This is a genomic window from Nocardioides sp. zg-1308 (assembly GCF_013155375.1).
GTDB classification, from domain to species: Bacteria; Actinomycetota; Actinomycetes; order Propionibacteriales; family Nocardioidaceae; genus Nocardioides; species Nocardioides renjunii.
In genome coordinates this window covers 790,632-803,233 of sequence record NZ_JABJQY010000004.1, presented here as the reverse complement: position 1 = coordinate 803,233, position 12,602 = coordinate 790,632, and the positions used below count along the sequence as shown (strand labels likewise).

Below are 12,602 nucleotides of genomic sequence, written 5' to 3'. Positions count from 1 at the left end.
GTTACGGCGGCCATAGCGAAACGGGAAACACCCGGTCCCATACCGAACCCGGAAGTTAAGCCTTTCAGCGCCGATGGTACTGCAACCGAGAGGTTGTGGGAGAGTAGGACGCCGCCGGACATACATTTGGCAGAGGCCACCAGATACCTGGTGGCCTCTGCGCCATTTCGGGCCCCCGCACGAGTAGCGTGCGCGGGTAGCGTGGCCCCGGTATCCGGGGAGTCAACAGCAGAAGGAGTGAGCGGCCGTGGCCGAGGACCGTCGAGGACAGCGTCCGTCGCGAGGTGGAGCGGGTGCCGACCGAGGCAGCTCGGCCGGTGGGCGGAGCGGATCGTCGCCCCGGGGTGGCAGCGCCGCCTCCCGTGGCAAGGACTCCCGCGGAGGCAGTGGCGGTGGCAAGGACTCCCGCGCCGGCGACACCCGCGGTGACTCGCGCGGCGGTCAGCGCGGCGACGCCCGCGGCAAGGCCGGCTCGTCGCGCGGTGGCTACCAGGGTGGCGGCAAGAAGCCGTCCGGCTCAGGCGACCGGGCCTACCGTGGGCGCTCGGAGGAGAAGCCCCGGACGAGCGAGCAGGCGGTCTACGACGGCCCGGACCTGCCGGAGAACATCACCGGGGCCGAGCTCGACCGCGGCATCCGTGCGCAGCTCAAGGGCCTGCCCGAGAAGCTGGCGGCCCGGGTGGCGCGCCACCTCGCGGCTGCCGGCATGCTGATCGACGAGGACCCTGAGACGGCCTACCAGCACACGCTGGCTGCCCGCGCCCGGGCCTCGAGGCTCGCGGTGGTCCGCGAGGCCACCGGTGAGGCGGCGTACGCTGCCGGCCACTACGCCGACGCGCTCGCCGAGCTGCGTGCTGCCAAGCGGATGAACGGCGCGACCGACTACCTGCCCATCATGGCCGACTGCCACCGGGCGCTCGGCAACCCCGAGCAGGCCATCAAGCTGGCCAAGAGCCCGTCGGTCGCGAACTTCAGCACCGAGGCGAAGGCGGAGATGACCCTGGTCGAGGCCGGCGCCCGTCGGGACATGGGGCAGCTCGACGCTGCGCTCCGGACGCTCGAGCTGGCGCCGCTGACGTCCAAGAGCCGCTCCGCGTGGGTCGTGCGGCTGCGCTACGCGTACGCCGACACGCTCGAGGCCGCCGGTCGCGAGTCGGACGCGCTCGCCTGGTTCCACCGCACGCACGCGATCGACTCCGAGGAGCTGACCGACGCCGCGGCACGCGCCGACCTGCTCGAGCGCCGCCAGTCCTGACCACGCGGTGGCGGCCGGCCCGCCCGGACCTGGGCATGTGCTGGTATTCACGCGCCTCATGGGCCACAATGGAGCCCTAATCACATAGGTGTCACTCGACCTCCATCGAGCAACGACGACAGAACGCTGGGGAAGGCGCATCTGGAGCGTCGGAACTCAAGGAGGTCATGGTGACCACACGCATTGCTCCCCGCCCGGACGGTCCGGGGACGCGGGGCATTCTCTACGTGCACTCTGCGCCCTCCGCGCTCTGCCCTCACATCGAGTGGGCGGTCGGCGGGGTGCTCGGAGCTGCCGTCTCGCTCGACTGGACGCCGCAGCCTGCCCAGCCGGGCGCGTACCGAGCGGAGCTGTCCTGGTCCGGCGCGGCCGGCACCGCTGCCGCCGTCGCGTCGGCGCTGCGCGGTTGGAACCACCTGCGCTTCGAGATCACCGAGGAGCCGACCTCCTCCACCGAGGGCACGCGCTTCTCGTGCACGCCCGACCTGGGCATCTTCCACGCGATCACCGGACCGCACGGCGACATCCTCATCCCGGAGGACCGCCTGAAGGCGGCCGTCGTCAAGGCGGCGCTCGGTGACACGACGCTGCTGCTCGAGATCGACAGCCTGCTCGGCAAGCCGTGGGACGACGAGCTCGAGACCTTCCGCCACGCCGGCGAGGGCGCTCCCGTGCGGTGGCTCCACCAGGTCGTCTGACGCCTGTCCGTCCCGCAGGGGCGGCCGCACCGCGGCGCCGGGCGCGTCCGGCGCCCGTCGCCGAGGCGGGTCAGAGCGGGATGTTGCCGTGCCGCCCGCGGCGTACGCCGGCGGTGTCGATCTCGTGGCGCATGGCCTCGGCGATGGCGCTGCGCGTGCGCGTCGGCTCCACGACCTCGTCGACGACGCCGATCTCGACGGCCTTGTCGACGCCCCCCGCGATGCGCTCGTGCTCGGCGGCGAGCTCGGCCTCGACCTGCGGACGGATCTCGGGGGAGACCTCGGCCAGCTTGCGCCGGTGCAGGATGCGGATCGCCGCGACGGCACCCATGACGGCCACCTCGGCCCCCGGCCAGGCGAAGACTCGCGTCGCGCCCAGCGAGCGGGCGTTCATGGCGATGTAGGCGCCGCCGTAGGTCTTGCGGGTCACCAGGGTCACCCGGGGGACCACGCACTCGCCGAAGGCGTGCAGCAGCTTGGCGCCGCGGCGGACGACCCCGTCCCACTCCTGGCCCACGCCGGGCAGGTAGCCCGGGACGTCGACCAGGACGACGAGCGGGACGCCGAAGGCGTCGCACATGCGGACGAAGCGGGAGGCCTTCTCCGCGGAGAGGGAGTCGAGGCAGCCGCCGAGCCGCAGCGGGTTGTTGGCGACCACGCCCACGGTGCGCCCACCGAAGCGGCCCAGGGCCGTCACGATGTTGGGCGCCCACCGGGCGTGCAGCTCCTGCACGGTGCCCTCGTCGAGCAGGCCGTCGACGAGCGGGTGCACGTCGTAGGCGCGCTTCTTGGACTCGGGCAGCAGGGCGCCGAGGTCGCGGTCGTCGACGGACTCCACGGCGAGGCTGCCCTGGGCGCCGAGGAGCGAGGCGACGGTGCGGGCGCGGTCGAGCGCCTCGCGCTCGGACTCGGTGAGGATGTGCACCACGCCGGAGCGGCGCCCGTGCGGCTCGGGACCGCCGAGGCGCAGCATGTCGACGTCCTCGCCGGTGACCGACCGTACGACGTCGGGGCCGGTGACGAAGATGCGGCCCTCCGGGCCGAGGATCACCACGTCGGTGAGGGCGGGGCCGTAGGCGGCGCCGCCGGCCGCGGGGCCGAGGACGACGGAGATCTGCGGGATGACGCCGGAGGCCTGGGTCATCACCTGGAAGATGCGGCCGACGGCGTGCAGCGACAGCACGCCCTCGGCCAGGCGGGCCCCGCCGGAGTGCCAGAGGCCGATGATCGGCACGCCGTCGGTGATGGCGCGGTGATAGGCGTCCACGACGACCCGGCAGCCGACGTCGCCCATCGCGCCGCCCATCACGGTGGCGTCGGAGCAGAAGGCCACCACGGAGGTGCCGTCCACCCGGCCGACCGCGGCGAGCATGCCGGAGTCGTCGTCGGGCGTGATCAGCTCGAGGGTGCCGTCGTCGAGCAGGGCGGTGAGGCGGTGGACCGGGTTGCGCGGGTCGTCCTCGCGCGGGAGCTTGACCGGCTTGGTCGCGGTGGTCGTCATCAGTGGTCCTTCCGGGACGGTTCAGATGCTCCCGAAGGCCACGGCGACGTTGGCGCCGCCGAAGCCGAAGGAGTTGTTGAGGGCCACGATGTCCCCGTCGGGCAGGTCGCGCCGCGACGTCGGGATGTCGAGGTGGACCTCGGGGTCCTTGTCGTCGAGGTTGATCGTCGGGGGGCTGACCCGGTCGCGCAGGGCCATCACGGTCGCGACGGCCTCGAGCGCGCCGGCGCCACCGAGGAGGTGGCCGGTCATCGACTTGGTGCTGGTCACGACGCAGCGGTCGACGTGCTCGCCGAGGACGGCGTGCAGCATGAGGCCCTCCGCGATGTCACCCTTGGGCGTGGAGGTGGCGTGGGCGTTGACGTGGACCACGGTGGCGGGGTCGACGTCGCCCTCGCGCAGCGCCATCTGGATGGCGCGGGTGCCGCCGCGGCCCTCGGGGTCGGGCTGCGCGATGTCGTGCGCGTCGTTGCTGATGCCGGCGCCGCGCACCTCGGCATAGATCGTGGCGCCGCGGGCGCGGGCGTGCTCCTCGGACTCGAGGACGAGCAGGGCGCCGCCCTCACCGAGCACGAAGCCGTCGCGGGCGGAGTCCCAGGGACGGGAGACGGACGACGGGTCGCGCCCGTCGTCGCCGCTGGCGGTCTTGGACAGGGCCATCATGTTGGCGAACGCCGCCATGGGCAGCGGGTGCATCGCGGCCTCGGTGCCGCCGGCGAGCACGACGTCGGCACGGCCGAGGCGGATCAGGTCGAGGGCCATCGCGATGGCCTCGTTGCCGGACGCGCAGGCCGACGTGGGTGCGTGGACGGCAGCGCGCGCGCCGTACTTGAGGCTCACGTTGGCAGCGGGGGCGTTGGGCATCAGCATCGGCACGGCGAGCGGCGAGACGCGGCGCGCGCCCTTCTCGAGCAGCGCGTCGTAGTTGGCCAGGAGCGTCGTGACGCCGCCGATCCCGGAGGCGACGGCGACGGCGAGGCGCTCGGGGTCGAGGCCGGAGCCCTCGAGCCCGGCATCGGCCCAGGCCTGCTCGGCAGCGACCATCGCGAACTGGCTCGACCGGTCGAGCCGGCGGGCCTTGACGCGGTCGAGGACCTCGGAAGGCTCGACGGCGACGCGGCCGCCGATCTTGACCGGCAGCTGGTCGACCCACTCGTCGTCGAGGTACCGGACGCCGGACGTGCCGGCGAGCATCGCCTGCCACGTGGAGGCGACGTCTCCACCGACGGGGGAGGTGGCGCCGAGGCCGGTGACGACTACGCGGGTCGAGGGCATCAGATGAGGTTCCGTTCCGTGCGGGGGTGAGGGTTTCCGTGGTCGCGGGGGCCGGGCTGCTCGCCCGGCCACCCGCGACGTGGCCAGAGGGCGTCAGCCCTGGGCGCGCTCGATGTAGGCGACGGCGTCACCCACGGTCTTGAGGTTCTTGACCTCGTCGTCCGGGATGGTCACGCCGAACTTCTCCTCGGCGGCCACGACGACCTCGACCATGGAGAGCGAGTCGACGTCGAGGTCGTCCACGAAGGACTTGTCCAGCTGGACGTCGTCGGCGTCGACGCCGGCCACCTCGTTGACGATGTCAGCGAGGTCGGCGCGGATTTCTTCGGTGGTGGCCATGGGCCTCCCTTTCTTCTTGGGGTGGTTCTTCGGACGGATCAGGGGCTTGCGGGGCGGTCTCGAGGGTGGTCCGGGGGACCGCGGGACTGGTCAGGGGACGGTGACGACCTGGGCGGCGTAGGACAGGCCGGCGCCGAAGGCGATGAGGAGCGCGGTGTCGCCCGGCCTGGCCTCGCCCTCCTCCATCATCCGGTCGAGGGCGAGTGGGACCGACGCGGCGGAGGTGTTGCCCTGCTCGGCGACGTCGCGGGCGATCCGGACGGTGCCGGGCAGCTTCATCGAGCGGGCCATCGCGTCGATGATGCGCATGTTGGCCTGGTGGGGCACGAAGACGTCGAGGTCGTCGAGGCTCACGCCGGCCGCGTCCAGCGCCTGCTGGCCGATCTTGGCCATCGCGAACGACGCCCAGCGGAAGACCGGGTTGCCCTGCATGGTGAGGTGCGGCATCACGCCACTGCCGGGGACCTCGGGGGTGCCGACGACGTCGCGCCAGTCCTCGCGCTGCCGGATGAGGTCGAACTGCTCGCCGTCGGAGCCCCACACGACCGGGCCGATGCCGGGCGTCTCGCTGGGACCCACGACGGCCGCGCCGGCGCCGTCGGCGAAGATGAAGGCGGTGCCGCGGTCCGTGAGGTCGAGGATGTCGGTCAGGCGCTCGACACCGACGACCAGGACGTAGCGGGAGCTGCCGGCGCGGACGAGGTCCGAGGCGAGGGCGATCCCGTGGCAGAACCCGGAGCAGGCGGCGGAGATGTCGAAGGCGGCGGCGTCGGTGCCGAGCTCGTGGGCGATCGCCGTGGCGACGGCCGGGGTCTGGAGCAGGTGGCTGACCGTCGCGACGACCACGCAGTCGATCTGGCCGGCGTCGAGACCGGCCCGCTCGAGGGCGATGCGCGAGGCCTCGACGGACATCATCTGCACCGACTCGTCGGGACCGGCCCAGCGGCGCGTCCTGATGCCGGAGCGCTGCTGGATCCACTCGTCGCTGGAGTCGATCGCGTCGACGACGTCGGAGTTGGGGACGACCCGGACGGGTCGGTAGGCACCCACGCCCATGATGCGGGCGTGGGGGGCTCCGGTCCTGTCGGTGAGCGCCGCCATCAGAGGGTCGCCTCGGGGTGGAGCCGCAGCAGCGGCTGCCCGGGGGAGACCAGGTCGCCGTCCTCGACGAGCCACTCGACGACGGAGCCGCCGTGGGGCGCCGTGATCTCGGTGCGGTCGCGGAGGCTGGCGACCGCGCCGATCGACGCACCGGGGGCGAGCACGTCGCGCTCGACGGCCTCGGAGGAGAGGTGGAAGGTGCCCTTGGCGGGCGAGACCACCATGCGCCAGGTCGGCGTGGTCTCGATCATCGAGGCCTCCCCGTGCTTGTCGCAGAAGTCGCGGGCGGCGTCGAGCTGGTCGGGCGTCTTGAGGGCGAACGTCTCGACGCCCTTGAGCGCGCGCTTGGCGATGCCGGTCAGCGTGCCGGCGGGCGGCATCTCGAGGACGCCGGTGACGCCGAGGTCGGTCATCGTCTCCAGGCACAGGTCCCAGCGGACCGGACTGGCGATCTGACCGACCATCCGACGCAGCACGTCGCGCCCGTCGTGGACGATCTGGCCGTCGCGGTTGGAGATCACCGGCGTGCGCGGGTCGTGGGTGGAGACCGAGCGCGCGAGCGAGGCGAGCCGGTCGACAGCAGGCGCCATGTGGGTGGTGTGGAAGGCGCCTGCGACGCTCAGCGGCATCAGGCGGGCCTTGGCCGGCGGGTCCTCGGCGAACGCGGCGAGCTGCTCCATGGTGCCCGCGGCGACGACCTGGCCGGGGCCGTTGTCGTTGGCGGGGGTCAGGCCGTGGCGCTCGATCGCCGCGAGCACCTCCTCGCGGTCACCGCCGAGGACGGCCGTCATGCCGGTGGCCGTGGTGGCGGCGGCGTCGGCCATCGCGTTGCCGCGCTCGCGGACGAGGACCATCGCCTGCTCGGCGGTGATCACCCGGGCGCCCGCGGCCGCGCTGAGCTCACCGACGCTGTGGCCGGCGACCGCGCCGATGCGGGCGAAAGCGTCGGCGGGGTGCGGGAACAGGTCGAGGGCCGCGATGAGTCCGGTCGCGACCAGCAGCGGCTGGGCGATCTTGGTGTCGCGGATGGTCTCGGCGTCGGCCTTCGTGCCGTAGTGGGCGAGGTCGATGTCGGCGACGGTGGCCAGCCAGTCGAACCGCGCGGCGAAGACGGGGTCCTCGAGCCAGGGCGTGAGGAAGCCGGGGGTCTGGGCCCCCTGGCCGGGGGCGACGATGACGAGCACGGGGTCCACTCTGCCGGGTGCGCGGCTCCGCTCGCGGGTCCGACGCCGACGAAACTCACCCGGGGATCGTTGGAGGTTTCCTACAACTCGGTGCGGCCGGACTGGCGGCCGAGGATGAGCGCGAGCTGGAGGGCGAAGGCCTCCCGGGGACGGGTCGGCGACCACCCGGTGAGCTCCGAGACCTGGCGCAGCCGGTAGCGCACGGTGTTGGGGTGCACGAAGAGCGCACGGGCCGTCCCCTCGATGGAGGCGCCGTGCTCGAACCAGGCGCCGAGGGTCTCGAGGAGCGTGCCGCGCGTGGCCATGAGGGGGAGGTAGACCTCGTCGACGAGGTGTCGCCGGGCGTGCCCGTCGCCGGCGAGCGCGCGCTCGGGGAGCAGGTCGCGGCTGGCCACGGGACGGGGTGCGTCCGGCCAGCCGCTGGCCGCTCGGTGGGCCGACAGCGCGGCGCGGGCCGAGGCGTTGGCGTGGGCGAGGTCAGCGGTCACGGGTCCGACCACCACCGGTCCGTCACCGAAGTGGTCGAGCAACCGGGTCGCGGCCTTGAGCGGATCCGTGACGCCGCCGAGCACGACCACGAGCCGCTCGCCCTGCGTGGCGCAGAGTGCATCCATGTCGCCGACGCGTGCGGAGCGGCGTACGGACTCGAAGACGTCGAGCTCGGCACGGTGCGGGGGAACCGCGCCCAGCACGACGGCCACGTCGCCGTGGGCGCCCCAGCCGAGCGCGCTGGCGCGCGACAGGACCGTCTCGTCGGCCTCGGCCCGGACGACCGCGTCGACGACCAGCGCCTCGAGGCGGGCGTCCCAGGCGCCGCGGGACTCGGCGGCCCGCGCGTAGACGGCGGCGGTGGCGAAGGCCACCTCCCGGGCGTAGAGGAGCACGGCGTCGTGGACCTCGCCGACGTCCTCCGGGTCGAGCAGGGCGTCGATGTTGGTCTCGACCACGCGGATGCTCAGCCGCACCAGCTCGACCGTCTGCTGCAGCGAGATCACCCCCGTCAGCTCGCGGGGTGCGGCGCCGAAGACCACCACGTCCAGCGGGTCGTGGGAGGAGACCTCGACCTCGCGGTCGTACCAGTCGACGAAGCCGCGGATGCCGGCCTGGACGATGAGCCCGACCCAGGAGCGGTCCTCGGCGCTGAGGTCGGCGAACCAGGGCAGGTCAGTGGCCATCCGGCCCGTCGCGGCGGTGCTCAGCGTCCCGGACGAGCTGCGCAGCGCCTCGGCTGCGCGGCGTCTGGACGGTGGCATGGGACGACTGTAGTGCCGCAGCGGTTCTCGTGGGGTTCCCACGAAGGGCCCCCGGGCGGGACGGTCGCCGGTGGCGGGCGCCGCAGGTCACGACTGCGCATCGTCACCGTCGTGGCGGGGTACGACGGCGTCCCGTCTGGTTGAATCCGGCACCTGTCCTGACCGGTTGGAGTCCGAGTGCCCCGCCGAGCCGCCCCGCACCTGCAGCACGTCACCGTGCACGGGCACCGTCGGGCGTACGTCCGCGCGGGCTCGGGGCCGGTCGTCCTCCTGCTGCACGGGCTCGGCTGCGACCACACGACCTGGGACCCCGTCATCGGGCAGCTGTCGCGCACGCACACCGTGATCGCGCCCGACCTCCTCGGCCACGGCAGCTCGGACAAGCCGCGCGCCGACTACAGCGTCGGCGGCTACGCCAACGGGATGCGGGACCTGCTCACCGTGCTGGGCGTCGACACCGCGACGGTGGTCGGGCACAGCCTGGGCGGGGGAGTGGCGATGCAGTTCGCCTACCAGTACCCCGAGCGCACCGAGCGGCTGGTGCTGGTGGCGTCCGGCGGCCTCGGCCCCGAGGTGTCACCGGCGATCCGCGCGGTCACCACCCCCGGGTTCCAGGAGGTGATGGGCCTGCTCACGCTGCCCGGGCTGCGCCACGTCACCACGACCGCGTTGCGGGTGCTCTCCCGCACCGGCGTGCCCGAGCTGCGCGACCTCGGCGAGGTCGCCGCGATCTACGACTCCTTCAAGGACCCCCAGACCCGGGCGGCGATCCGGCACGTCGTCCGCGCGGTGGTGGACTGGAAGGGCCAGGTCATCACGATGGCCGACCGGGCCTACCTTACCGAGGCGATGCCGATGTGCGTCATCTGGGGGGCCGACGACCAGGTGATCCCGGTCGCCCACGCGCAGAACGCCGGCGAGCTCGCCCCGACGGCGCGCATCGAGGTGGTGCCGAACGCCGGCCACTTCCCGCACAAGGACCATCCCGAGCGGTTCGTGCGGATCCTGCGCGACTTCATCCGCACGACCGAGCCGAGCCGGCACGACCGCGAGCGGTGGCGCGAGCTCCTCGAGGAGGGTGCGCCCGTGGTCCCGGCCGAGGCGGAGGCGGGGGAGCCCCCCGTGACGCCGGTGCCCGCCGCGGGGTGACCCGCGGCGGGCCGGCGTCGGGGACGGCGTGCGCCGTCAGGCGTCGCCGCCCTCCTGCTTGATGTCCTTGGTCGCCGTCGGGTCGTCGATCCGGTAGCGCTGGGCTGCCTCGACCGCCTTCTCGGCGGGCAGCTCGCCGGCGTCCGCGAGCGCCTGCAGCGCCTGGACGACGACGCTCGGCGCGTCGATGTGGAAGAAGCGACGTGCGGCCGGGCGGGTGTCGGCGAAGCCGAACCCGTCGGCGCCGAGGACCCGGTAGTCGGCCGGGACCCAGCGCGCGATCTGCAGCGGGACGGCCCGCATGTAGTCGGACACCGCGACGACCGGACCCCGGGCGCCGGCGAGCTTGTCGCTGACGTAGGCGGTGCGGTGCTGCTCGCCGGGGTTGAGGAGGTTCCACTCCTCGGCGGCGGCGCCGTCACGGGCCAGCTCGTTCCACGACGTCACCGACCACAGGTCGGACTGGACGCCCCAGTCCTCGGCGAGCATCCGCGCCGCGTCCTGGATCCACGGGAAGCCGACGCCGGAGGCCATCAGCTGGACGCGCGGGCCCTCGCCGTCGGCGGTGGACACGCGGTGGATGCCGCGCAGGATCCCCTCGACGTCCACGTCGGCCGGCTCGGCCGGCATCGACACCGGCTCGTTGTAGACGGTCAGGTAGAAGATGACGTCCTCGCCCTGGCCCTCCGGCCCGCCCGAGCCGTACATCCGCTCGAGGCCGTCCTGCATGATGTGGGCGATCTCGTAGGAGAACGCGGGGTCGTAGTGCACGACCGCCGGGTTGGTCGCCGCGAGCAGCGGCGAGTGGCCGTCGGCGTGCTGGAGGCCCTCGCCGGTCAGCGTGGTGCGCCCGGCCGTCGCGCCGATCAGGAAGCCGCGGGCGAGCTGGTCGGCCATCGCCCAGATCGAGTCACCGGTGCGCTGGAACCCGAACATCGAGTAGAAGATGTAGAACGGGATCATGTGCTCGCCGTGGGTCGCGTAGGCCGACCCGGCCGCCGTCGCCGAGGCCATGGCACCCGCCTCGGAGATGCCCTCGTGGAGCATCTGGCCCTGCGCGGACTCCTTGTAGGAGAGCAGCATCTTGCGGTCGACCGACTCGTACTGCTGGCCGCCGGGGTTGTAGACCTTGGCGCTCGGGAACATGGAGTCCATGCCGAAGGTGCGGTACTCGTCGGGGGCGATCGGGACGAGGCGCTCGCCGATCTCCGGGTCCTTCATCCAGTCGCGGAGCAGGCGCACCACGGCCATGGTCGTGGCGAACTTGTTCTTGCCCGAGCCCTGCTTGAGCTCGGCGTAGAGCTCGTCGCCGGGGAGCTTGAGCGCGGTGGACCGGTTGATCCGGCGGGGGATCGAGCCGCCGAGTGCCCTGCGGCGCTCGAGCATGTAGTCGATCTCCGGCGAGGAGGCGCCCGGGTGGTAGAACGGCGCTCCGCCGGTCTTCTCGTAGGACTCCTCGAGGTCGCGGTCGCTGATCGGCAGGTAGAGCCGGTCGCGGAACTTCTTGAGGTCGGGGAGCGTCAGCTTCTTCATCTGGTGGGTGGCGTTCTTGCCCTCGAGGGCGTCGATCGTCCAGCCCTTGATGGTGTGCGCGAGGATCACCGTCGGCTGCCCGGTGTGCTTGGTCGCGGCGTCGAACGCGGCGTAGACCTTGCGGTAGTCGTGGCCACCGCGCGGCAGCTTCTCGATCTGCGTGTCGCTCATGTGCTCGACCATCGTGCGCAGGCGCGGGTCGCCGCCGAAGAAGTGCTCGCGGACGTAGGCGCCGTCCTCGGTCGAGTAGGTCTGGAAGGCGCCGTCGGGCGTGGTGTTCATCTGGTTGACCAGGACGCCGTCGACGTCCTTGGCGAGCAGCGCGTCCCACTCGCGGCCCCACACGACCTTGATGACGTTCCAGCCGGCACCGCGGAAGTTGGCCTCGAGCTCCTGGATGATCTTGCCGTTGCCCGTGACCGGGCCGTCGAGCTGCTGCAGGTTGCAGTTGATGACCCAGGTGAGGTTGTCGAGCTCCTCGCGGGCCGCGACTCGGATCGCGCCGAGCGACTCGGGCTCGGCCATCTCGCCGTCACCCATGAAGGCCCACACGTGCTGCTGGTCGGTGTCCTTGATGCCGCGGTTGTCGAGGTAGCGGTTGAACCGGGCCTGGTAGATCGAGTTGATGGCGGTCAGGCCCATCGAGACCGTCGGGAACTCCCAGAAGTCGGGCATGAGCCGCGGGTGGGGGTACGACGGCAGGCCGGCGCCGCGGCCGTGCTGGACCTCCTGGCGGAAGCGGTAGAGCTGCTCCTCGCTGAGGCGGCCCTCGAGGAACGCGCGGGCGTAGACACCCGGCGAGCCGTGGCCCTGGATGTAGATCTGGTCGCCGCCGCCCTCGTGGTCCTTGCCGCGGAAGAAGTGGTTGAAGCCGACCTCGTAGAGGCTCGCCGAGGACTGGTAGGTGGCGATGTGGCCGCCGACCTCAAGGCCCTTGCGGTTGGCCGAGGACACCATGACCGCGGCGTTCCAGCGGATGAAGGCGCGGATGCGGCGCTCGACGTCCTCGTCGCCGGGGAACCACGGCTCGCGCTCCGGCGGGATGGTGTTGATGTAGTCGGTCGAGCGCAGGGCCGGGACGCCGACCTGCTTCTCGCGCGCACGCTCGAGGAGGCGCAGCATCACGTAGCGAGCCCGGTCGCGGCCCCGGTCGTCGAGCATCGCGTCGAAGGACGCGAGCCACTCCTGGGTCTCGTCGGGGTCGATGTCCGGCAGCTGGGTGGGGAGTCCCTCGTGGATCACCGACGCGATGGCCGGGCTCTTGCGGGACTTGTCAGCGTCACTCACTCACTCATCGTGTCACGCGACGCGGCG

Annotated in this window: 10 protein-coding genes and 1 rRNA gene; 4 read left to right on the top strand and 7 right to left on the bottom strand. The window is 72.5% G+C overall.

Translation table 11 applies throughout. The annotated features are described in order from the left end of the window. Positions 1–2: 2 nt before the first annotated feature. The 3 genes from rrf to HN031_RS18555 all read left to right on the top strand — a co-directional run bounded on the left by rrf (position 3) and on the right by HN031_RS18555 (position 1,953). Positions 3–120 (top strand): 5S ribosomal RNA (rrf, locus tag HN031_RS18565). A gap of 127 nt (positions 121–247) precedes the next feature. Next, on the top strand, positions 248–1,255 hold the full coding sequence (locus tag HN031_RS18560; protein WP_172273623.1) for a tetratricopeptide repeat protein: 1,008 nt from the start codon (positions 248–250) through the stop codon (positions 1,253–1,255). Between the two features lie 167 nt (positions 1,256–1,422). Beyond that, on the top strand, positions 1,423–1,953 hold the full coding sequence (locus tag HN031_RS18555; protein ID WP_172273620.1) for a DUF3145 domain-containing protein: 531 nt from the start codon (positions 1,423–1,425) through the stop codon (positions 1,951–1,953). 70 nt (positions 1,954–2,023) lie between these two features. Here HN031_RS18555 and HN031_RS18550 read toward each other — a convergent pair whose 3' ends face one another. From HN031_RS18550 to HN031_RS18525, 6 genes are all read right to left on the bottom strand, one after another. After that, positions 2,024–3,454, bottom strand: a complete 1,431-nt coding sequence (locus tag HN031_RS18550; protein ID WP_172273617.1) for an acyl-CoA carboxylase subunit beta — start codon at positions 3,452–3,454, stop codon at positions 2,024–2,026. A 21-nt stretch (positions 3,455–3,475) separates the two neighbouring features. Then, on the bottom strand, positions 3,476–4,729 hold the full coding sequence (locus tag HN031_RS18545) for a beta-ketoacyl synthase (protein ID WP_172273614.1): 1,254 nt from the start codon (positions 4,727–4,729) through the stop codon (positions 3,476–3,478). 93 nt (positions 4,730–4,822) lie between these two features. Continuing rightward, positions 4,823–5,068 (bottom strand): acyl carrier protein, encoded by a 246-nt coding sequence (locus HN031_RS18540; protein ID WP_129456799.1) that lies wholly within the window; start codon positions 5,066–5,068, stop codon positions 4,823–4,825. 90 nt (positions 5,069–5,158) lie between these two features. Then, the gene (locus HN031_RS18535) at positions 5,159–6,169 is read right to left on the bottom strand and encodes a beta-ketoacyl-ACP synthase III (RefSeq protein ID WP_172273611.1); all 1,011 of its coding nucleotides are present in this window, start codon (positions 6,167–6,169) and stop codon (positions 5,159–5,161) included. Continuing rightward, entirely contained in the window at positions 6,169–7,353 is a 1,185-nt protein-coding gene (locus HN031_RS18530; protein WP_172273608.1) for an acyltransferase domain-containing protein, read from the bottom strand. The genes HN031_RS18535 and HN031_RS18530 overlap by 1 nt, the downstream gene beginning before the upstream one ends. A gap of 80 nt (positions 7,354–7,433) precedes the next feature. Further along, entirely contained in the window at positions 7,434–8,606 is a 1,173-nt protein-coding gene (locus tag HN031_RS18525; RefSeq protein WP_172273605.1) for a CdaR family transcriptional regulator, read from the bottom strand. Between the two features lie 177 nt (positions 8,607–8,783). Here HN031_RS18525 and HN031_RS18520 point away from each other — a divergent pair, with 177 nt between their 5' ends. Then, on the top strand, positions 8,784–9,755 hold the full coding sequence (locus tag HN031_RS18520) for an alpha/beta fold hydrolase (RefSeq protein ID WP_322423879.1): 972 nt from the start codon (positions 8,784–8,786) through the stop codon (positions 9,753–9,755). A gap of 36 nt (positions 9,756–9,791) precedes the next feature. On the opposite strand, the gene aceE is transcribed toward HN031_RS18520, so the two are convergent. Further along, positions 9,792–12,575, bottom strand: a complete 2,784-nt coding sequence (gene aceE, locus HN031_RS18515) for a pyruvate dehydrogenase (acetyl-transferring), homodimeric type (protein ID WP_367650817.1) — start codon at positions 12,573–12,575, stop codon at positions 9,792–9,794. Positions 12,576–12,602: the final 27 nt, after the last annotated feature.

What these genes read in the sequence shown, in the direction of transcription:
- HN031_RS18555 (WP_172273620.1), top strand. Translation starts at nt 1,423, where the DNA reads ATGGTGACCACACGCATTGCTCCCCGCCCGGACGGTCCGGGGACGCGG.
- HN031_RS18550 (WP_172273617.1), bottom strand. Translation starts at nt 3,454, where the DNA reads ATGACGACCACCGCGACCAAGCCGGTCAAGCTCCCGCGCGAGGACGAC.
- HN031_RS18545 (WP_172273614.1), bottom strand. Translation starts at nt 4,729, where the DNA reads ATGCCCTCGACCCGCGTAGTCGTCACCGGCCTCGGCGCCACCTCCCCC.
- HN031_RS18540 (WP_129456799.1), bottom strand. Translation starts at nt 5,068, where the DNA reads ATGGCCACCACCGAAGAAATCCGCGCCGACCTCGCTGACATCGTCAAC.
- HN031_RS18535 (WP_172273611.1), bottom strand. Translation starts at nt 6,169, where the DNA reads ATGGCGGCGCTCACCGACAGGACCGGAGCCCCCCACGCCCGCATCATG.
- HN031_RS18525 (WP_172273605.1), bottom strand. Translation starts at nt 8,606, where the DNA reads ATGCCACCGTCCAGACGCCGCGCAGCCGAGGCGCTGCGCAGCTCGTCC.